Raw genomic sequence first — 1,232 nt, 5'->3', positions numbered from 1 at the left:
AAGGGACCCGCAGAGGACCTGGCTCGGGGAGTCAACGCGGCGCTGGCCGTGCAGAAGGGCTCGTAGAAGGCATCTCGTCGTCCTCAGGCGACATCAATCTTCACTTGTATCACGCCTTTGATGGGTCGCGCCGTTCCTGTGAACTTGCTCCGGCCAGCCTCAACTGGGGGCGGTGATGAACGGGTGAAACGATGAGCTCTCCATGTGAACCGATCTCCGCATTTGACGCGGAGGCCCTGCGCCTCCGCCCGCGGCTGTGTTCGGCTGTCGAGGGCTTGCGCGGTTTGAATATGCGACGAGGCGACATAGCCGCTTCTATCTGTCCGCGCTGGCGTATCGAGAGACAGATCGGGCGTGATCGAGCGACGTGGGGGAGGTTCGTCTAATCGCCGAAGGCGGGCGGCGAACTAGGGTGGAACTGGAGCACCGTCATCTCGACCCGCACGACGAGGGCCGGCGGGGCCTCGCCGCTGGCGTTCAGTCCGATCAGGGCCGAAGCGGCGCGCTGGGGCGGGTTGGCCTCTCACTCCATCCGACAGAGGCAATACATGAACTGCTGAGGCGTACCCCAAGGCGTCTCGTGCAACTCCGTAACGCTGTCCAGGAGACGGAACTTCGGCCCAAACTCGCCGTGAAGATGTTCGGCGTCGTAGCGGACTACGTCCAGGCCGCTGCACTTGTCCGGACCGTCCGGCCCGAACGTCGCGACAATCACGTGGCCCCCGGGCCTGACAGAGCGGGCGATCTGCCGAACATATGCGGCTCTGTCGCCTGCGCTGGTCAGGAAGTGGAAGACGGCCCGGTCGTGCCAGACATCGTAGCGAGCCGGTTCCAGCTCAACAGCCGTAATGTCGCCGGTGATCCAATGCGCGGCGGCGGACATACCCAGACGGGACTTCGCCACGTCAATCGCCGCCTGGGAAATGTCGAGGACCGTGACGTCGCTGTAGCCCTGCGCGACGAGATCATCGACCAGCGTCGCTTCTCCGCCGCCCACGTCAATGATCGCGCTGCTGGCGGATGGCGCAGAGTCTGCAATGAGCCGTAGCGAAACCTCAAGATGGGGTCGATACCAGCTGACCTCTTCCACCGCCTTGTTCCGATAAACGGTTTCCCAATGCGTTTGATTAGACACCGCCGCCCTCCTGAGCCTTGCTTGTGAAGCTAGGGAACGCGTCCTCGACATTCAAACGCGCGTGCATAACTCACGGCCGTAGCTTGACGTGGTCTCC

At 63.1% G+C, this 1,232-nt stretch carries 1 protein-coding gene; it reads right to left on the bottom strand.

The window, feature by feature from the left end:
• Window positions 1–523: 523 nt before the first annotated feature.
• The gene (locus tag ER13_RS17315) at window positions 524–1,135 is read right to left on the bottom strand and encodes a class I SAM-dependent methyltransferase (RefSeq protein ID WP_035311408.1); all 612 of its coding nucleotides are present in this window, start codon (window positions 1,133–1,135) and stop codon (window positions 524–526) included.
• Window positions 1,136–1,232: the final 97 nt, after the last annotated feature.

It is taken from the genome of Brevundimonas sp. EAKA (genome assembly GCF_000698025.1).
GTDB lineage: Bacteria > Pseudomonadota > Alphaproteobacteria > Caulobacterales > Caulobacteraceae > Brevundimonas > Brevundimonas mediterranea_A.
Note: the sequence above shows the minus strand (reverse complement) of the source record. Positions and strands in the feature narration are given on the sequence as shown.